The sequence below is a fragment of the Aeromonas sp. DSM 116730 genome, from assembly GCF_046581335.1.
GTDB classification, from domain to species: Bacteria; Pseudomonadota; Gammaproteobacteria; order Enterobacterales; family Aeromonadaceae; genus Aeromonas; species Aeromonas rivipollensis.
The window spans coordinates 2,372,317-2,388,809 of sequence record NZ_CP144265.1; the positions used below are offsets into that span (position 1 = coordinate 2,372,317).

Annotated in this window: 23 protein-coding genes; 2 read left to right on the top strand and 21 right to left on the bottom strand. The window is 59.9% G+C overall.

Annotation, left to right across the window (positions count from 1 at the left end; translation table 11 throughout):
* The first annotated feature begins 68 nt into the window (after positions 1-68).
* Positions 69-785 carry a hypothetical protein gene (locus tag Aeroheme_RS10785; protein WP_103261838.1) on the top strand — a complete coding sequence of 239 codons (717 nt, stop codon included), beginning with the start codon at positions 69-71 and terminating at the stop codon, positions 783-785.
* 121 nt (positions 786-906) lie between these two features.
* Here Aeroheme_RS10785 and Aeroheme_RS10790 read toward each other — a convergent pair whose 3' ends face one another.
* A complete protein-coding gene (locus Aeroheme_RS10790; RefSeq protein ID WP_411165820.1) occupies positions 907-1,047 on the bottom strand; it encodes a hypothetical protein in 141 nt (46 codons plus the stop codon).
* 150 nt (positions 1,048-1,197) lie between these two features.
* Here Aeroheme_RS10790 and Aeroheme_RS10795 point away from each other — a divergent pair, with 150 nt between their 5' ends.
* Positions 1,198-1,908 carry a hypothetical protein gene (locus Aeroheme_RS10795; RefSeq protein WP_411165821.1) on the top strand — a complete coding sequence of 237 codons (711 nt, stop codon included), beginning with the start codon at positions 1,198-1,200 and terminating at the stop codon, positions 1,906-1,908.
* 100 nt (positions 1,909-2,008) lie between these two features.
* On the opposite strand, the gene Aeroheme_RS10800 is transcribed toward Aeroheme_RS10795, so the two are convergent.
* The 20 genes from Aeroheme_RS10800 to Aeroheme_RS10895 all read right to left on the bottom strand — a co-directional run bounded on the left by Aeroheme_RS10800 (position 2,009) and on the right by Aeroheme_RS10895 (position 16,485).
* Complete coding sequence (locus Aeroheme_RS10800; protein WP_411165822.1) at positions 2,009-2,758, bottom strand: hypothetical protein; 750 nt, start codon at positions 2,756-2,758, stop codon at positions 2,009-2,011.
* Entirely contained in the window at positions 2,758-3,186 is a 429-nt protein-coding gene (locus Aeroheme_RS10805; protein ID WP_411165823.1) for a hypothetical protein, read from the bottom strand. The genes Aeroheme_RS10800 and Aeroheme_RS10805 overlap by 1 nt, the downstream gene beginning before the upstream one ends.
* On the bottom strand, positions 3,183-3,596 hold the full coding sequence (locus tag Aeroheme_RS10810; RefSeq protein ID WP_411165824.1) for a gp436 family protein: 414 nt from the start codon (positions 3,594-3,596) through the stop codon (positions 3,183-3,185). Before Aeroheme_RS10810 ends, Aeroheme_RS10805 begins: the two co-directional genes overlap by 4 nt.
* Position 3,597: 1 nt before the next feature.
* A complete protein-coding gene (locus Aeroheme_RS10815) occupies positions 3,598-4,083 on the bottom strand; it encodes a Rho termination factor N-terminal domain-containing protein (RefSeq protein ID WP_411165825.1) in 486 nt (161 codons plus the stop codon).
* A 103-nt stretch (positions 4,084-4,186) separates the two neighbouring features.
* Complete coding sequence (locus Aeroheme_RS10820) at positions 4,187-5,095, bottom strand: Mu-like prophage major head subunit gpT family protein (protein ID WP_263309000.1); 909 nt, start codon at positions 5,093-5,095, stop codon at positions 4,187-4,189.
* A 54-nt stretch (positions 5,096-5,149) separates the two neighbouring features.
* Positions 5,150-6,286, bottom strand: a complete 1,137-nt coding sequence (locus Aeroheme_RS10825) for a phage protease (protein WP_411165826.1) — start codon at positions 6,284-6,286, stop codon at positions 5,150-5,152.
* Positions 6,287-6,488: 202 nt separating this feature from the next.
* On the bottom strand, positions 6,489-6,935 hold the full coding sequence (locus Aeroheme_RS10830; RefSeq protein ID WP_411165827.1) for a phage virion morphogenesis protein: 447 nt from the start codon (positions 6,933-6,935) through the stop codon (positions 6,489-6,491).
* Positions 6,935-7,135, bottom strand: a complete 201-nt coding sequence (locus tag Aeroheme_RS10835) for a hypothetical protein (protein ID WP_411165828.1) — start codon at positions 7,133-7,135, stop codon at positions 6,935-6,937. Before Aeroheme_RS10835 ends, Aeroheme_RS10830 begins: the two co-directional genes overlap by 1 nt.
* Positions 7,132-8,607 carry a phage minor head protein gene (locus Aeroheme_RS10840; protein ID WP_411165829.1) on the bottom strand — a complete coding sequence of 492 codons (1,476 nt, stop codon included), beginning with the start codon at positions 8,605-8,607 and terminating at the stop codon, positions 7,132-7,134. The genes Aeroheme_RS10835 and Aeroheme_RS10840 overlap by 4 nt, the downstream gene beginning before the upstream one ends.
* Positions 8,607-10,178: a DUF935 domain-containing protein gene (locus tag Aeroheme_RS10845; RefSeq protein ID WP_411165830.1), complete on the bottom strand. Its 1,572-nt coding sequence runs from the start codon at positions 10,176-10,178 to the stop codon at positions 8,607-8,609. Before Aeroheme_RS10845 ends, Aeroheme_RS10840 begins: the two co-directional genes overlap by 1 nt.
* Positions 10,178-11,764, bottom strand: a complete 1,587-nt coding sequence (locus Aeroheme_RS10850; protein WP_411165831.1) for a terminase large subunit domain-containing protein — start codon at positions 11,762-11,764, stop codon at positions 10,178-10,180. The genes Aeroheme_RS10845 and Aeroheme_RS10850 overlap by 1 nt, the downstream gene beginning before the upstream one ends.
* Positions 11,764-12,339 (bottom strand): DUF3486 family protein, encoded by a 576-nt coding sequence (locus Aeroheme_RS10855; protein WP_323939592.1) that lies wholly within the window; start codon positions 12,337-12,339, stop codon positions 11,764-11,766. Before Aeroheme_RS10855 ends, Aeroheme_RS10850 begins: the two co-directional genes overlap by 1 nt.
* A gap of 2 nt (positions 12,340-12,341) precedes the next feature.
* On the bottom strand, positions 12,342-12,638 hold the full coding sequence (locus Aeroheme_RS10860) for an ArsR family transcriptional regulator (RefSeq protein WP_124813749.1): 297 nt from the start codon (positions 12,636-12,638) through the stop codon (positions 12,342-12,344).
* Positions 12,635-12,937 carry a DUF2730 family protein gene (locus Aeroheme_RS10865; RefSeq protein ID WP_124813751.1) on the bottom strand — a complete coding sequence of 101 codons (303 nt, stop codon included), beginning with the start codon at positions 12,935-12,937 and terminating at the stop codon, positions 12,635-12,637. Before Aeroheme_RS10865 ends, Aeroheme_RS10860 begins: the two co-directional genes overlap by 4 nt.
* Complete coding sequence (locus tag Aeroheme_RS10870; protein ID WP_124813752.1) at positions 12,918-13,145, bottom strand: TraR/DksA C4-type zinc finger protein; 228 nt, start codon at positions 13,143-13,145, stop codon at positions 12,918-12,920. The genes Aeroheme_RS10865 and Aeroheme_RS10870 overlap by 20 nt, the downstream gene beginning before the upstream one ends.
* Before the next feature lie 14 nt (positions 13,146-13,159).
* Positions 13,160-13,381, bottom strand: coding sequence for a hypothetical protein (locus tag Aeroheme_RS10875; protein ID WP_042074578.1), 222 nt, complete (start codon positions 13,379-13,381; stop codon positions 13,160-13,162).
* On the bottom strand, positions 13,374-13,685 hold the full coding sequence (locus Aeroheme_RS10880; protein ID WP_323939593.1) for a hypothetical protein: 312 nt from the start codon (positions 13,683-13,685) through the stop codon (positions 13,374-13,376). Before Aeroheme_RS10880 ends, Aeroheme_RS10875 begins: the two co-directional genes overlap by 8 nt.
* Positions 13,682-14,269, bottom strand: coding sequence for a glycoside hydrolase family 108 protein (locus Aeroheme_RS10885; protein WP_323939594.1), 588 nt, complete (start codon positions 14,267-14,269; stop codon positions 13,682-13,684). Before Aeroheme_RS10885 ends, Aeroheme_RS10880 begins: the two co-directional genes overlap by 4 nt.
* Positions 14,270-14,383: 114 nt before the next feature.
* The gene (locus tag Aeroheme_RS10890) at positions 14,384-15,349 is read right to left on the bottom strand and encodes an HNH endonuclease (protein ID WP_323939595.1); all 966 of its coding nucleotides are present in this window, start codon (positions 15,347-15,349) and stop codon (positions 14,384-14,386) included.
* Positions 15,350-15,375: 26 nt separating this feature from the next.
* Positions 15,376-16,485 carry a DNA cytosine methyltransferase gene (locus tag Aeroheme_RS10895; RefSeq protein ID WP_411165832.1) on the bottom strand — a complete coding sequence of 370 codons (1,110 nt, stop codon included), beginning with the start codon at positions 16,483-16,485 and terminating at the stop codon, positions 15,376-15,378.
* Positions 16,486-16,493: the final 8 nt, after the last annotated feature.

Genomic DNA, 16,493 nt, shown 5'->3' on the forward strand with positions numbered 1-16,493 from the left:
ACAAAGAGTGGTAAAAGCCTGATCTCCGAATCAGGCTTTTTTATTTTTGAGACAAGTCCGGGAAGACTATGGCCCCCAATCTGGTTCAGACCTACCGCAAACAACTCGATACCGACCCCGAAGGCATGACAAACGAGGTGACCTTTCAGCACTTCATGATCGCCCGACGCAAATTGGCAATACTGGCGCTGACTGAATATCGCATGAGCGACGACAGCGACTTTTCATGCTGTCTGGTGGTAACCGAGCTGGGGGTGGATGAGTGGCTGACCGACGCTATCGAAGATGACAGCCAGTGGAGCGAGGAAGAGCTGCTAGCCTCTGTCGCAGATGCCCGCACCGGCAACGATACTGTTGTGGGCCGCTTTGTTTATAACCCGGTACAGCTGACCATCAATGCAGAAGCACAAGATCAACAGGGTATTCAAATCCGTGGCGCCTTTATCGACCCGGATTACCGCAGCGGCCTTGCCCGACAAGTTTATCAATATCTGCGGGGAAAATATGGCTGCGTGGTCAGTGATGATATGCAAACCCTGAGCGGGGCCCTGCTCTGGTTGATTGGTATCAATCAACTCACCTCACAATGTATTGAAGTTTACGACGCACAGCGTCAGTCCATTCGCGGCTATCTCGACTACCCCATCAAACCGGGCAGCTTCAAACCCTGGTGCCTCACCGGATTAACCCACCAGCAAATCACCCAAGAGAGCAGCAGCAAGTTTGATGTCGTCGATTATGCAGAACAGGACGACAAACGCCATATCCTGTTTCTTTTACGCTGACCCCTATGTTGCCGCAACCATCGATTGCGGCAAACTCTCCCCTTCCTGTTTATGTCCCTCTTGGCAGCAGCTGGCCACCTTAAGAGTGGCCAGCTGCTGCGTCGTTTCGGCGGCAGTCATGTCAGAACGTGGGCGTAGGTGCGATTAGCCGGCAGGCGTAATCGGACATTCGCCAAACCTCACCCGCCAGCGCAGCCAGGTCCTCGCGGCCGGTGACCTTGGCCGCGAGCTCCAGGGCGAGTTTCAGGTTGGTGTTGGACATGGAGGCAACCCTGACAAAATTGGATTGCCCCATGGTAAAGGGGTGGGTGAATGGCTGGATTTATGGTGAATTACTGAGATATGTCACATGCACGACTTATATCTTCAATTATGCTGTGAACATCGCGCCTGTTTGCCAAAGGGAATGTTAATGACAGCGGCACAATATCGACGTTTATTGATCGTCATAACTTTACCTCTACTTATAGCCGGAGGGATTTTTACAAGAGCAGTAATCCGCCCCCACAATTACATTGCAATTCTATGCGGCAGTCCTGTTTTCCTCAGTGAGGAATGTCGCACGACTGATGGTTTGGGTGAACCATGGCATGAAGAAATTAAAAGCCAGTACCCCATATGGTTTAATATTAACACTCGACCATACGAAAATAATTCGTTCCCCCATGCCTTTGTGTCTGGCTCTCCACGATACATTCCTGGCGTTCACATTGTATCAGCGACCCCTTATTTGGGCACTGACAGCAGCTACGGCTCACCTATAGAACAACTGCGAATGATGGCGGGAAAGACAATATCCATACAATTTGGACACAAGGATATGACAGGGTTTAATCCCCTCGGATGCAACGAGTTAACTTTCAATGATGATGGGGATACCTACACTGCAGGTTTATGCAGCATACCTAACGGCATCGCACAAGTTGAGTTCTCCGTAGGCGTCGAAGGCTCAAGGATTCTATCTGAGCTTAAAACGAACATAGACGATGAAATTTCAAGACAAAGAAATAGAATAATGATCGATTATGCCATTGGAACTCCGATGTTTTTAATTCTATTTCTAATCGGCTCCTTGCTAGTATGGGCAGTCAAGAGAGCGGTATCCTATATTCGTACTGGTTGATTTTTAGAGCTGTATGTTTGGTAAGCCAGTTGACGTAATCTGACGTCCTCTGCAAATAAAAAAACGGCGGATCTCCCCGCCGTTTCTATTTTCCCACCCCTTACACCGTCTCAGGCCGGTCCACATAGAAGGGCGCTGTCTCGCCATCCAGGGCCAGCAGCTCCCCTTCCAGCTCGATCTCGATGGGTTTATCACTGAGAAAATCCACCGCCTTCTTGGGGGCCAGGCTGGCACGGGGCACAATCAGGATAATGGACTCCCCACCGATCACACTGCGCCCATCCAGGGTGAGCTTCGCCTTCACCTCCGGCTGCACATTGCCGGCGATGCGCGAACCGGTGACGGCGTTATAGCTGGCGCTGACCGTCACCGGACCACCGTCTGCCACCGCCCCGGCCTTGGTGGCGCGCAGCAGCCCCAGGGCATAGTTGATCTCGAAATCGGTACCGAGCACCAAGGAGGTGGCCCCCTCCTTCACCACCAGGCCGGTGGCCGAGAGATTGGTCTTGCCCAGGCTCACCCACTTGGGGTGCGCCGGCAGGGTCAGCGCCACCTCGGTCAGCGTCCCCGCCCCCTGGTTGATAGGACTCTCCAGCCCCATAAAGGCGGCGGCCAGCAGCACCGGCGGGATCTCGCTGGTCTTGATGGTGACCGTGGCCGGCTTGGGCACGAAATAGGTCTCCCGCGCCTGCCCCAGCTTGCCTTTGCGCTTGCTCGGGATGCTGATCTTATCGCTGTCCGGTTTGACCTCCAGGCTGTTGACGTCCACCGGGCCAATCACCCCGTTCGAGACGTTGTTGGTAAAGGTCTCGATATAGAGATCCCCTTCCAGGTGTAGTGTTTCGCTCATCACCGTTCTCCCTTGAATTTCACTGTCGTCTTGAAGGCAAGGGGCAGATACACCACCCCACCCTTATAGCTCGGCTTCACCGGTGCGGTTTCACGCCGAAAGGTACTGTCACCACAGGGACGGCCAGCGATGGCCTGCAGGATCCGCCCCATCCATACCCCGGCGCTGGTTTCCTTCGGGGCAGCCCTGTGCACCAGCACCAACAACCAGACCTGATCGAACGAGCTTTGCCGCCCGGATTGGGTGGTCTCACTCTCCCGCTCTCCCTGGTAAATCACATGGATGGCCGGGTTGTGTTGACCCAGGTTGGCCACCGCATCCAGGTCGGTGGCCACAAACACCTCCTTGAGCCCCCGCTCCTTCAAAGGCAGCAGTAACTCCCGCAACCGCTCCCCCGCTGCGAGGTAGTCAAGTTCGGGCCCACTCATAAGAAGCCCCCACTGCCTCGACCAAAGACCCGGCCATCGGATTGCAACTGGGCCAGGTTCTGGCTCTCCACCTGCTCGCCATCGGCCGCCAGTCCCAGCGCCAGCTCCCCCTTGCCCACCAACTTGAGGAAGGCCAGGGCCGCCTCATTGCGCTTGGCTATCTGCTCCGGCGCCTGCTCGCCATAGAGGCGGTGGCGGGCAATGTCGGCGCAGATCGGAACAAGGGCACTCGGGACATGGGCCAGCGGCAACGGGTAGCGCCCCGCCAGGTAGCCGTCGATCAAGGCGCCGGCGTCCTGCAGTGCGATGGTGATGGCCGCGCTATCCAGCTCGCCGGCCGGGGTCATGGCCAGGCGCAACAGCTCCGCCTCGCCAAAGCGGATCACCATGTCATTGACGCTGGCGTACATATCAGGCGCCCTCGGCTACAGGGTCGGCAGGCGGCTCAGTGGTAGTGCCAGCCTCGTCCTTGACCGGGTATTGCACCTCGGTCGCCGCAATGGCGGCCGCCAGCTCGGCCTTCTTCATGCCGGCCACCCCCGGGATCGCCATCTCCACGGCCAGTTCGCGCAGCTCATCGACCTTCATCTCGGCCAACGGGGTGACCTTGCCATCCAACGTGGCGACGCCCGCCAGATAGCTCGAGCCGGTCAGGCCGCCCACTGCTGCGTCCAAATCCCGGTCCGTCTGCGGTGTATCAGCCGGCGCGAGGGCGACGCCTTCAAGCAGCAGGCGAGTGACCACCAGGCGCGGATCGGCCTCCAGGGTCTCGCACTGCACAGGCGACACATCCAGCTCAGATTTGCCAGGTGCAATCGCCAGGCCCGCGCGATAATAGACCTGACGAACCGTTGATGTGATGCCAACTCGAATAGCCTGTTCCATCTCGTGTTCCATCTCATGTTTCCCTCTGTCTCGTTCAATCCAGGATCCGGTTTAAACGGGGGTTAAACGTCCACACTGTGCTCGTTTAACCCCGCCGTTAAACAGCACGGGTGGGTTACAGGTAGTCCGCCACCACCAGTTCCAGCTTGCCCTTGAGCTCGTTGCTGGAGCTCTCGGAGAGCTCACGCTCCAGCATCTGGGTCGCCAGCTTTTCCAGGGAGGCCGGCACCACCAGCAGGGTCGGCTTGATGCCGAGCTTGCGGCCACCGTCCGCCTCGAAGGCACGCATCCTGGAAAAGGCATCCCACAGGTTGTCAGGGGTCAGCGCCCGCTTGTTGGCGAACGCCAGTTGCCAGAAGCCAAAGCCGGCGGCATCGCGGCAGTCCACCCCGTAACGGAACTCCTTGCGGGTGAACACCGCCTCGTCGTCAATCTTGGTCATGGCGATAAGCTCGGGGGACTTGCGATCCTGGAAGATGATCGGCTTGAGGGCGCGGCTGGTATCGAGCAGGAACCAGGGCTCGCCGGTATAGGCGCCATCCACCACCAGGTTGGCAACCAGCGCCGGGGTGCCGGTGCCATCGACCTTGGGATAGACCGGGTGATCGGTATCGAAGAAATACTGGGCGTCGTAGCAGGGTGTGGTGAAACCGGCGCCCAGGAGGCCGAAGCAGAGCTCGTCGGGATGTACCCCGGCCGAGCGCCCCATCTCGGCGAACAGCGGGGCATAGATGCCCAGCTCGTCGTCCGCGATATCGTTGCGATCGACGGCCACGGTGGCTTCGAAGTCTTCGTTGACGATCTGGTAACCGTGGGTCTTCATCGACTCGATCACCCGATCCCCGACCCACTTGCGCAAGCTCGGGAACTTGCCGAGCCAGCCATAGGTGTTGGACTTGGTGGTCGATTTGATCACGGTGGCGATCTTGGTGTACTGGGTCGGCGCCTCGCTCTTGGCGTCTTCAAAGTTCTTCTTGAAGCCGGTGAAGAGGGACTGCAGCAGCGCGGGTGTAATCATGGCCATGGTCTATTCCTTCTCTGGTTAAACGGAACTGCCTTCGCGTGAAACGGGGCTTGCTCAGGCCTTGGCAAAGTCCTCGTGGCTGATGCCGAGCTGGTCGGCGGCGTACTTGTCCTCGGCCGAGAGCACGGCATCCCCCTTTTTCTCCGGCAGGGTGACGGCGGCGGTCTGGCTCGCCGTGAGCGCGGCGATGGCCGGGCGCGGCTCCAGCAGCGCCTTGAGGGCGGCCACCCCCTTCTGGGCGGCGTAGGCGGTCAAGTACTCCTCTTCGGCCGCCACCACTTTGCCTGCGGTGCGAGCCTCCTTGATGAGGGTCGCGGCGTCGGTGGTGTCCACCTGGGCGGTCAGTGCCGCCACCTGGGTGACCAGGGCGTTATAGGTCGCCACCGGCACGAATTGCGCCAGGTCAACCTGGCCACCCGGCTGCGCTTTGAGCGCGGCCAGCGAGGCCTTTTCAGCCGAGAGCGCTGCCTCCAGCTCCGGCGCCTTCTTGGCGCTGGCCTGCAGGCTGTCGAGCTCGGTGAGCGCCTTCTGCAGTTGCTCGTCGGTCGGGTCACCGGTCAACTCGATACCGAGCTTGGCCAGCAGCTTTTTCAGCAGTTCATTCATGGAAGTCTCCTTGTGTACCGCATGGGCGGGGGTGGCCAGCTGGCCGGGTTGGATCGGTTGAGCACTCAAGGCCGCCAGCGCCTGCATACCTACCACCCCGGGGTCGTTAGTGATGGCAGTCATGCGCAGCTCCAGGGGGCGGCCCTGAGCGTCATAGGGGAAGACGGCAGAGAGGAAGCGATACTCTTTGGCAGCGACCAGGGCGGCGGCCCGCTCGGTCCAGCGGGGTTTGATAAAGAGGCCCTGGCCCTCGCGCCACTCAATTTCGTCGCCGTTGTACCAACCGGCCGCCGGGGCTGGCTGGCCGTTCTGATCCACCTTGAGGGTCTGGTGGTCGTAGTCGATGAGGATGTCTTGGCCAAGGGTCTTGGCACGGTTGATCAGGGTGGTGGCGATGGTCTTGTCGAGCAGCCAATGGCCGCCAGGCACGTCGAAGGGACGGCCATCCCTGGCCTTGAAGGGGCCGACCGGCAGCAACTGGTGCCAGCCGTCGTCGCTCGGGCCAAGTGCCGCATCGAGCACAGCCAGCCCCAGGGGGGAGGGTCTGGCATTCAAGATGGCCACGGCAATCGCAGATGGGGGCATCACTCTCACTCCGGCTGGTCACAGCAAAAATCACTGGCGCCAGTGTCAGGGAGGAGAGCAAGGGGTGGGGTTTATGGTGGGTTACTGCAACAGCAGGGGGTGCCGGTACTGTTTAAGGGTGTTTAAACACCGTTTTGCTGGGCGAAGAGCGGACGGGCCATACCATCGCACCGGCCCTGTCCCCGTAAACGCGCCCAGAGGCTTAGGGCGCGTCCGCCGTCAGATAGCCTTCCAGCGTCTCCAGTACGCTCTGCTGGTCTGTTTCCGACAGCCCCAGATAGGGGCGCTCAGGCAGGTTGATCTCGGGGCGGCCGAACTGGTGAGTGGCGCCGTATTCCAGCGGGGTGCCGAAGTAGAGGGCCTGGGGATCGGCCTGATAGTTGAGGGTGTCGCGCAGATCGTCGTTGAGGCGCAGCACCTCGTCGGCATGGCGCGGCTTGCGGGCGCGGTACTTGTCCGAGAGCGGGGCCCAGGGCTCTCCTTCCGGGGTCTCCTGCGCATCCCAGCGATCTCGGTGCGACAGCAGCAGTCCCTCGCCGATATCCGCCAGGGGCTCGCTCAGATCACCGGTACGCTGATAGAGCCTGGCCAGCAGCTCATGGGCATCGGCCACCCCGTGGTGGCTGATGGCGATAAAGCTGCCCGCCATCAGGCCTCATCCTCGAAGGTGGTCATAAAGTGCATGGCCTCTTCATCAGCCGCAGCCATGGCGGCGGCCCAGAGATCCCCCAACAGTTCTGCCTCTTCACCTTCGGCTTGTTCGCACAAGGCATCCAGCGCCTTGGCCTGTGCCAGGGTAAAGGGGCCATCTTCTGCCAGCAGGGCGCTGGCTTGTTCCAACAGGGTCATCCTTTCTCTCCTTTGCGGCTGGCGGTCGTGGCCTGGGCCAGCATGGCCTCCACTCGTTTGGCCAGTTCGGGGAAATGCGTCACCATGGCATCCCTCGCCAAGACCCAGGCGGCAAATGCCTCGGCGGCGGCTTCCATCCTGGTCTTGCCGGCATACTCCGTCAGCAGTCCCACCCCCGTCAGGTCAGGCTCCCCGGCCCAGAAGTGAACCTGGTGGCCCAGCTCATGCAACCAGGTAGAGAGCCGCTGGGCTGATTCCCCCTGCTTGCCGCCGACGTTGGCGGAGATGCTCCAGTGACGGCGCAAGGTCTCGCCACTGGTCCCCCTTGGCAACCAGTGACGGGGCCCAGTGTTGGCATGGGCATCGGTCACCACCTCGGCCGCCGCCGCTTGCACCGCCTGCATGTCCACTGCTTTGAGTGTATCACCCGCCTTCACTTTGATAACCAGATGGCCCCAGCTTTTGGCCGTAAAGCCGTTGGTCGCGCTGGCCCGGCGCGTGTAATAGAGGGACCGCACCAGGTAAGGGTCTGTGCCCAGGTACTCGGCAATGGCCGGCGCAACCTTGAGCCCTGCCGCCCCCTTCCCCATCTCGGTCTGCTTGATAAACAAGGTCTTGATTGGTTGCGCCTTGAGGAAGGCCGCCAAGGGCTCGCGCTGGGGTGCGGGAAGCTGGGCCAGCAGATCGCTGACCCCCTGCGCCGTCACCCCCTTGGCGGTCGAAAACGCGCTCTCCACCATCCGCTGCGGCAAGCGCTCGGCCAGCGCGGGTTTCGCCGCCTCCCGCTTGGCCATGGCCTCGGTCAGGGCGGCGGGCGTCTTTGGCCGGTAATCGAAACCCGGATCGATGCCACGGGGGATCCGGTGTATCTCCCCGGTCGCCTTGTCCACCCACTCATAATTGCCGTCATCCGGTGCCTGGCCCACTGTCAACCCACGCCGCTTGAGATCCGCCTCGGAGAGCAGGAACTTCTTGCACTTACAGCCATAGCCGTTGCTTGGGCTGTGGGTATCCCACCAGGGATGGTCCACCAGCAGCACCAGGTTGTTCCACTTGAGGTGCAGTTCCCTGGGGTGCTCGGAGTCGCCGTGACGATAAAGGGCATAGGGGCGCTTGTGCTTGATGCGCTCAATCTGGTCATCACGCCCGGCGTTATAGCTCTGGCGCAGGTTGGTCTCGAAGATGACGCGAGAGCGCCAGGAGGCTGGGCCGGTATGCTCCCAACCGTGGCGAGCCACGATATCCTTGAACGCCTTCTGGAACGCGCCGAGGGATTGCCCCTCGCTTATCGCCTTGTCCACCGCGCCGCGCAGGTCCGCCAGCAAGTCAGTCTTGGTCGCCCCCGCCACCATAAAGGCGCGGTTATGGGCATCGCGCCACACATCGGCCCAACGCTCGCTCGGCATATTCAGCTTCTGGCGAAAGAAGGCGATCGCCTCCTCGAACGGCAGACTGCCGTAACGAACGGGCATCAGTTGCCCTCCTCCATCTCCAACATGCCGAGCAGTTCGCTGGCGGCAATGGCCTGGGCCAGCAGCGCCCCCAGTTCGTCATGACTGAGGTTGGGCTCCAGCGCCAGCAAGCCATCCCGGATCTCCTCCATGGTGGTGGCCTGCATCACCAGTGCCTGGACGGCATCGGTCATGCCAGCGAGCAAGGGGGCCGCCTCGGCCTGCAGGCGGGCCAGCTGGGCGTCGTTGTTATCACCCCGGGCAGGGTGCTTTGCCGCCAGCGCCGCCAACCCTTGCGCCGTCAGGGCCGCCTCCCCGGCCCCTGCCTGCTTATCGACGATGACCAGCACCTCTTCCCCTTCCTTGGGCGCCGGGATCTGCAGTTTGTCACGCACCCACTGCGCCGGGATCTGCATCCCCATGCCCACCAGGGCCCGCAGCGGATAGGCCAGATCGCGCATGTCCTCAGGCTCGGTCACATCGAACTCCAGGCGCGGGCAGCGGCGCGGCCCCTGGAAGCTCTTGCCGTTCAGGGCAAACAGCGGATAGACCAGATCCCGGGTCAGGGTCGCGGCGAGCTGGCGAAGGTCGGCGTCCCGCACCTCCTGGCGCACCTCGTTATGCACATTGCCGAGCGCATTGGTCGAGCTCTTGCCGTCGGCCTGGCTGGTCAAGGTGCCTCCCAGGATGGCCTTGCTCATGGAGCGTTCGCACCAATCCATCATCACAACAAAGGGATCGGCCTGGCCATTGGCCGCGTTCTGGAACTCGATCTCCATCCCCCGGGGGATGATGCCGCCGGCGTTATGGCCGATGGAGAGCACCGCCTGCAGCAAGGTGGATTTCTCCTTCTCGGTCGCCCCTTCCGGGTATTTGCCGAGGCGCACCGGCAGGCCGTAGATCTCCAGAAACTCGGCCAGATCGCGCACGCTGTAGTTCTTGAACAGGAAGGGCCAGACCAGGGTGCTGATAAGGCCCGTGCGGGCGAGATACCCCGACTTCGACTTGGCCTTGTGCATGATCCAGCCGAACGGATTGAGGGCCGCCCCCTCCTTGCTGCCGTCCCGCAGTCGCAACTGGTTCCAGTCATCCGGGTGGGTCTGGAACCAGGCGGGATCGCGCCAGACGATGCCCTTGGGGAGCTGCAGCCCCTCCACCATCTCCCAGCCGCTGAACTCCTGGGCACTGAACCCCTTGAGCACCGCATCGGTGGCGTCAAAGATTGCGTCGTCCAGCCAGGTGAAGTCCTCCAGCAGCTCGCGGATCATCTCGCAGTCGCGCTGCTCGGCGGGAGTGGCATTACGGGGCGGCTCTATGGTCCAGCTCACCCCGAGCAGGGACCGGCGCCGCTTGCCAAGCTCGCTCTGCAGGTGAGCGTCCTTCTCTTCCATGTCTTCGGCCAGCTCGCACTGGGCGATGAGGCTTCCCTCCTCCGCCTCTTTCAGCGCAGCGGCCGCCTTGCCCGGGGTAAGCCCCACCGTGGGGTGTTCGCTGTAGTGACGGCGCAGCTGGGCCAGCTTGGCATCGTTTTCGGTTTGCGGCTCTTTCTGCAGGCGCAGCGAGTTGCCATGAATGTCGATGAGTCCGGCCATTACCAACCCCCTCTCTCACTTTTGATCAGATCCCTCGTCCCGAGGGATGGGTGATAGTCGTCGTTGCTGTCGCGCCCGTGTTTACCAGGTAAGGGGGTGAACTCGATGGCGCCCCCCTCCATCCAACTCGCCCGCACGGCCATGGCCAAGGCCACGGCAAAGTCGCCGTGGCGCTGCTGGCCGCCCTGGCCGGTGTTCTTGCCCTTGTCGATCTTGGGAATGCCGTTGATGACCTGGATTTTGCCGAGGTCGTCCTGCACGTCTGCATGGCGCGGGATCACCAGGTTGTCGTCCTCGAACTCGGCCTTGAGCTTGGGCATCCACTCCCGGTACCAGGGGTCATTGAGCATCACGCACTCGATCATGCTGGCGCCCCAGCGCAGCCGGGCAGCTTCTGCCAGATAGCCGCCGTTGCCGGTGGCATCGAAGGCGGCCGCCGTGAAGCGGTGTAGCCCCTGCAGCAGGTAAAAGAGGATCTGGCGCTGGGTCTCATAGGGGGCATTGACTAGCTCCACTACGAAGGGCACCCGCTTGCGCAGGTTGGCCGCGATTTCGAGCGGGACAAACACCGAGAGATCCCCTTTGCGGGCAAAATCCTCGCCGAGCACATGGCGGCAGCTGCGATCGAGTGCTTCCAGGCAGGGCTTGAGGTTCTCCTCGCACCAGATCTCCGCCACCGCCTTGCGGGTCTCCTCGCTTTGCAGCTCGAAGTCCGCAGGGGAAGTGAAGCGCAGGATGGGGATATTCGGCTGCATGGCCCGCTCGATCAGGGTGCGCTTGATGTAGACGCCGCTGCTCTGCTTGGGCACGCAGAAATACTCCTCCAACGCGTCTTCCTCGGTGGCGGTGGCCTTGAGCAGCCCAGCCTTCCAGCTCTCCTCGGCGTCCGGTGTCCAGGGTGTGCCCTTGACCTGGCAGATGCGGCGATAGAGCCCCTGACGGCAGGCGTCGTCCAGGCTGATGGTGTGAATGGAATAGTCTTTACGACCCGCCCGGCTGTCGTTTATCAGCTGGTTAAACAGGTTATCGACGCCGTTGTGGGTACTGATAAGGCGCACCTTGGCCCCCCACATGGTCAGCGCCATGGCAGCCTTGAGCACCTCGGCCAACCGATCATGGAAGGCGGCTTCGTCGATAGTCACATTGCCCTGCATCCCCCGCAGGTTGGAGGGGTTGCTGGAGAGCGCCTGCACCTTGAAGCCAGAGGCGAAATAGACCACGAAGGTGAGGATCGCCTTGTCCTCGTCGTCGGTGAACACCGCCTCCTGGATCTCACCAGCCGCCTTGTTGTAGGCCTTGGCCCACATGGCCACGGCGTCGATAAACTCGCGGGCCATCTCCTTGTTGCTGCCCACATAGAAGTGGTGGCAGCCGCCGGCCGCCTTGGCCTTGGAGGCCGTCAGAGCTGCATCAGCCGCCTCCGCCCAGGTAATACCGGTGCGGCGGCTCTTCTCGGCGATCTTGAGGGGGCTTTCGTCGGCAATCCAGATGCGCTGGTAGGGCAGCAGCACCTCGTCGGGGTTGTATTCGGTACCGAGTGTCTGGGCCAACTGCTGGGCGATAGGGGTCTGAGCAATGGCGGTCATCAGGCAATCCCCAGTATTTCACGGCGAAGGGCGGCGGCGGCTTCACCGCTCAGGCCTGCCTGGATAACGATGGCCGAGGTACGTTCGGCCACCTCCTCGGCAAAGGCCTGGCGGATCTCCTTCTCCCGCTTGTGGCTCTGCATGGCGGTGGATTCGAGCCGCTGAGCTGCCAGCATGGCGTTTTTCAGCATGTCGATATCCACCGCCTCCTCCGGGTTTTGCACCTGGGCCAGCATCGCCTTGAACAACTGGGAGCGGCCGAGTTCCAGGATGAGCTTGGTGGTCTCCCCCATCGGCTTGTCACCAAGCTGGGAGGTCAGTGCCGCTGTAGTCTCCCGCAAGTCCCGCAGGTGCTGGCCCACCTGTTCCACCTGGCTGGCGTGGCGACTCAAGCCCGAGCGGGAAAGTTTGAGGTCATCGGGTAACCCCGCCCCCTCGATAAGGCCGTTGATCTCGTCCAGGATGGCGGCCTGGCTGTTGGCCCGATCCCGCAGCATGGCGTTGAGGGCATCGCGGATAGTCTCGGGCAGCAGCCAGATCTTGTTGGGGCGGCCCCGGGTCGGTTTCTCGGCCATGGTCAATCCTCCGCCCTGGGCTTCTTGACGCCGGGCACGCTGGACCGCCCCTCGGCCACATCTTGACCCCGACCGGTGAGATGGGCCACCTGCACCTGGGCGAGGCGTTCGATGCGCACCAGCCCCTGCTCTTCCAGCCAGGCCAGCAGGGTCTTGACCTTGTCCCGGGACACCCGGCCGGTGCCCAACTGATCGAGGCAATCGTTAAGGATCGACTCGTTGGCCGCCCCGCCGATATCGAGCAGAGAGCGCAAGATCACCAGGCGTTGCTGGGCGTCCAATATTCCTTGAATGCTCATGCCTTCTCCTTGAGTTCATTTTCCAGCAGCAGCTCGGCAAGGCGACGGTTTTGCCGCAGGTCCGGCTTCATCTCCCGCAGCTCGCCGCGAAGTTCGCTGATCTCCAGCTGCAGTTTGTGCAGCTCCCGCTCGCTCGGCAGATCGGTCAGCACCTGCTCCACCCGCTGCACCCGCTCTGTCAGACCGGTGAGGTCTTCGCGTTTGGCGTAGGTCTTGGAGAGCAGAATGATGACCACCAGGCCCACTAGGCTGGCCAACGCATAAAGCGGGCCCCAGTTCTTAACGATGAATTCCCACACGGACAGCCTCCTTGCGCTCGAATAGGGTCTGGCACTCGATGCAGCGCTCGGCACCAGGTTCTGCTGCAAGGCGCAAGGGCGGGATGGCGTCATCGCAATCGCAGCAGATGCCATCCCCATGGGGCCTTGCCCTTGTTTGATGGGACTGAATAAGGCGCCCGGTTCGCTCGGCATCGAGCTGCTGGGCGCGGTCTATGGGGTCGCTCAAGGGAGTCTCCTGGCCTACTTGATGACATGGGTCGCCTTGAGACGCCCCCAGATGGCCAGCAGGCCACCGATGGCACTGGCCAGATCCACGATGGTGGTGGCCAGGCTGGCTTGGGTACCGGCATCGACCGGTACGCCGAACAGGCCGGCGATACCGGCCCCCACGGCAATCACACCGCCGATCACGGCGCGGCTTTTGAGCGCAGGCTTTGCTTGGGGTAACAGGGAATCAGGCATGATGAGCGTCCTTATGTTGGGTTGGGGTAAGACGGGCACGGGCCCCCAGGCGATCCAGCTCGCCCACCGACCGCCAGCCCTGGGCAAACAGGGACTGTCGGGTGGGGTGATGGCTGTAGAGCGGGATCGTCTCCAGGTCCGTGGGGGCGGGTTCGGTCAGATAGGCCTTCAGATGGGCGCGACGCCCATCCTTGAAGCAGGCGAGGTAACGGGGGTTCTTGAGTTCGGGGATGCCGAAATAGCCAGCGGCCTGGATCCCTTGCAACGCCTGACGACGCTTGTTGATGAGGCTAGGTTTGCTCATGCAACCCCCTCCCCGAACCGGGTAGAGAGCAGGTAGCTCTGCAGGCGCAGCAGGCGGTTGCTCCAGCCATGGGCATTGGCCCACTGGCTCGGGTCTTTGCGCACGATGCCGAGCATGAAGCCGGCGCGGACCTCAAGCAGCGCAAGCAACAGGGCGCGGCCACCGTCTCGCCCTGTCTTGGCTGCCAGCACCCGCAGGGTATGGGAGCCCAGTAGCCCATCAGCTAAGACGCCAAGCGCCTGCTGCAGCTGGCGTACCGAGCGGCCAGGGCCGTGATGCACGGCGCCGTCGAACAGGGCGATGGCAATCAGCGGGCAGACACTATCGACCCGATCACAGCGGGCTGGCAGCCAGTAGTTCGCGCGGTAAAACAGCTTGGCGTGGGCAGGGGTCGCATCGCCGACGGCAATATCCGGCCGGCCATCGCGATCGAGATCGAGCATGCCGTCTTTCTTGCCGTCGGCGGCATCCGCCATGCCGAACTTGGTATGGCCGCCACGGTCGGCCGGGTGGTTGACCTCGCCCCCTTCCACATCGGGGCGAAGCAACCAGGCAAGCGCTATGGGATAGGTATCAGGCAACATAAAAGGCCCCTCGATTAACTGCGTTATCGCAGCGTACCGAGGGGCCTTATGAAGGTGGGTTTATGGTGCGTTAGTACGAACGACCAAGGTTCCAAACAGTTGGCTATTTAGACATCAATCTGTGCTGTATTTGATGCCTTTATTTTTTCTTTCATCACGATGCACCTTGTCGTGACAAACGGTACAAAGAGTGATCAGATTTGACTCTGTATTCGCCCCACCTCTCGCATGGTGTTCAACATGATGTAATTCCAAATGACGGGGGTCTGCTTTGTTCCACATGTCATGACTCCAATGACATTTTTGGCACGCATATTTATCTCTAACCAATACAGAACGTCTAACATCATCAGGTATTTTACGGTCATGGGGCGGGGTTTGATGCGTGTTTTCTAACACATAGACCCCGATCGGGAGATCAGGACGACCTGTTGAACGTGATGCGACGGCCCAACCTTCTTCTGTCCTTAGTTCTCTAACCCTACGGGCCCATTCTGTTGAGTCTTTAGCCACATAACGAAGTTCTTCACCAGTTACTGGTTGTCCAACGTTCGCCTTCAGAAACTCCAGTAATTTATCTTTCACTGCTATCGATTTTTTTCGAATATCATTGGCGGTGTGCCAACGATATGCAGCTTCTTTATCTTGGTGTTCATCCAACAGAACATAGTCATCAGGGCCGAGCTTGTCTTTGCCTAGCTCACTGAATGAAAAATCACCTGCATCCTGCATCTCTCTAGCTGTGATGCCAGTCGCAATATTCCATCCAAATTGGACCCTAAGTTCACGAACCCGTCTAGCCCACTCGCCAATACCTGAGACGACCATCAATTCGTCCCCTTTGATAATCTGACGTGGGTAACAAGTTAGATATCGCTCAATTCTGTCCCGAGCCGATTTTGCCTCTTCTCGTGGGATCAGAGAACTCCCAAGATCACGGAAAATATGATGAGCAGGAACCAAAGCTATTACCTTGCTTCTTAGGTCTCCATTTTTAAGCTCATCTTCAAAATTCTGAATAAGAACAAGCAGCTTTTGACGTAAAAACTCTGGATCTTCTTGGCGAGATCTTCTTGCCATACTTTTCCCCGAGTATCAGAACGACCTCAAGCCGCTTGGCTTGAGGTCTGATTAGCGAGTGCGCGATAAACTGAATTGGCAATAGCACCGGCCAGCGGTGGTGGCACAGCATTACCTATCTGACGTGCGATTTCGGTCTTAGAGCCCTTGAAAGGAAAATCATCAGGGAACCCCATCAGCCTGGCCGCTTCACGGTGAGTAATGGGTCGATGCTTTTCAGGATGTAGATAACGCCCTTTTTCTGGTTTGAAAAATTCGGTTCTAATCGTCACGCTTGGGCGATCCCACCACAGACGACCAAACAAGTCAGTTCCACCGGAAGTTTTCTTTATCCAGCACGCAGGCGTGATTTCCGGTGCGTTCCTTTGTAGGTCAAATCGATTTCCACCAGGGGGCACAACTTTATAGCGAGCTAGGCTGACGTCTGTTGGCTTGCGACCAAAGTGAAGATTCAGCGGTGGTTTACAATCGCGTATCTCTGTCCCTATAGGTTCGGGGAGATCTGCAATAGCATCTTTGACTGTTCGCCATGCCAACAATCCATTCTCTGGGTCTTTAGAGTGCGTTGGTGCAGGCAGGATAGGATCTACAACGAACCCTTTCTTCCAACCAATGATGATTGCTCTTTTTCTCGTTTGAGGTGTCCCATAATCTGCCGCATTAAATACGTCAAATATTAGATCAAACCCCATATCAGCAGCTCGTTTTGCTATGTCGCCGAACTCATCAGAACGTAGTAGTTCTGTTACATTCTCCATAACAAACATCTTAGCGCCACAAAGATGCACCACATCCATATAGGGTTCCCATAGGGCACGTCTTCCATCTCCGTCTCTGTTCTTATTGAGAAGGCTAAACCCTTGGCAAGGAGGACCACCGATCACAACATCTGCAGCAGGTATAACAGGATTCGTTTTTATCCATTCTTCGATGTTACCCACGATACATGGGGCAGCATACGCAGCCTCATGAGTAGCCATAGCCGCTGCATTGTTATCAACAGACAGGACGCACTCAAAGCCACCGCCAAAGCGGTGATCTGTAAATCCAAGTGTCATCCCCCCAGCCCCGGAAAAAAGGTCAATGAGGCGGTATTTTTTCTGCTGCATGTGGAACTCTATATCATCTTCAATCATAGGCATCG

Excerpts from the sequence above, each read along its gene's own strand:
- Aeroheme_RS10815 (WP_411165825.1), bottom strand. The coding sequence starts at position 4,083 with ATGGAACACGAGATGGAACAGGCTATTCGAGTTGGCATCACATCAACG.
- Aeroheme_RS10825 (WP_411165826.1), bottom strand. The coding sequence starts at position 6,286 with ATGCCCCCATCTGCGATTGCCGTGGCCATCTTGAATGCCAGACCCTCC.
- Aeroheme_RS10785 (WP_103261838.1), top strand. The coding sequence starts at position 69 with ATGGCCCCCAATCTGGTTCAGACCTACCGCAAACAACTCGATACCGAC.
- Aeroheme_RS10800 (WP_411165822.1), bottom strand. The coding sequence starts at position 2,758 with ATGAGCGAAACACTACACCTGGAAGGGGATCTCTATATCGAGACCTTT.
- Aeroheme_RS10875 (WP_042074578.1), bottom strand. The coding sequence starts at position 13,381 with ATGCCTGATTCCCTGTTACCCCAAGCAAAGCCTGCGCTCAAAAGCCGC.
- Aeroheme_RS10790 (WP_411165820.1), bottom strand. The coding sequence starts at position 1,047 with ATGTCCAACACCAACCTGAAACTCGCCCTGGAGCTCGCGGCCAAGGTC.
- Aeroheme_RS10885 (WP_323939594.1), bottom strand. The coding sequence starts at position 14,269 with ATGTTGCCTGATACCTATCCCATAGCGCTTGCCTGGTTGCTTCGCCCC.
- Aeroheme_RS10805 (WP_411165823.1), bottom strand. The coding sequence starts at position 3,186 with ATGAGTGGGCCCGAACTTGACTACCTCGCAGCGGGGGAGCGGTTGCGG.
- Aeroheme_RS10850 (WP_411165831.1), bottom strand. The coding sequence starts at position 11,764 with ATGACCGCCATTGCTCAGACCCCTATCGCCCAGCAGTTGGCCCAGACA.
- Aeroheme_RS10820 (WP_263309000.1), bottom strand. The coding sequence starts at position 5,095 with ATGGCCATGATTACACCCGCGCTGCTGCAGTCCCTCTTCACCGGCTTC.
- Aeroheme_RS10855 (WP_323939592.1), bottom strand. The coding sequence starts at position 12,339 with ATGGCCGAGAAACCGACCCGGGGCCGCCCCAACAAGATCTGGCTGCTG.
- Aeroheme_RS10830 (WP_411165827.1), bottom strand. The coding sequence starts at position 6,935 with ATGGCGGGCAGCTTTATCGCCATCAGCCACCACGGGGTGGCCGATGCC.
- Aeroheme_RS10895 (WP_411165832.1), bottom strand. The coding sequence starts at position 16,485 with ATGATTGAAGATGATATAGAGTTCCACATGCAGCAGAAAAAATACCGC.
- Aeroheme_RS10810 (WP_411165824.1), bottom strand. The coding sequence starts at position 3,596 with ATGTACGCCAGCGTCAATGACATGGTGATCCGCTTTGGCGAGGCGGAG.
- Aeroheme_RS10880 (WP_323939593.1), bottom strand. The coding sequence starts at position 13,685 with ATGAGCAAACCTAGCCTCATCAACAAGCGTCGTCAGGCGTTGCAAGGG.
- Aeroheme_RS10840 (WP_411165829.1), bottom strand. The coding sequence starts at position 8,607 with ATGCCCGTTCGTTACGGCAGTCTGCCGTTCGAGGAGGCGATCGCCTTC.
- Aeroheme_RS10890 (WP_323939595.1), bottom strand. The coding sequence starts at position 15,349 with ATGGCAAGAAGATCTCGCCAAGAAGATCCAGAGTTTTTACGTCAAAAG.
- Aeroheme_RS10845 (WP_411165830.1), bottom strand. The coding sequence starts at position 10,178 with ATGGCCGGACTCATCGACATTCATGGCAACTCGCTGCGCCTGCAGAAA.
- Aeroheme_RS10860 (WP_124813749.1), bottom strand. The coding sequence starts at position 12,638 with ATGAGCATTCAAGGAATATTGGACGCCCAGCAACGCCTGGTGATCTTG.
- Aeroheme_RS10835 (WP_411165828.1), bottom strand. The coding sequence starts at position 7,135 with ATGACCCTGTTGGAACAAGCCAGCGCCCTGCTGGCAGAAGATGGCCCC.
- Aeroheme_RS10795 (WP_411165821.1), top strand. The coding sequence starts at position 1,198 with ATGACAGCGGCACAATATCGACGTTTATTGATCGTCATAACTTTACCT.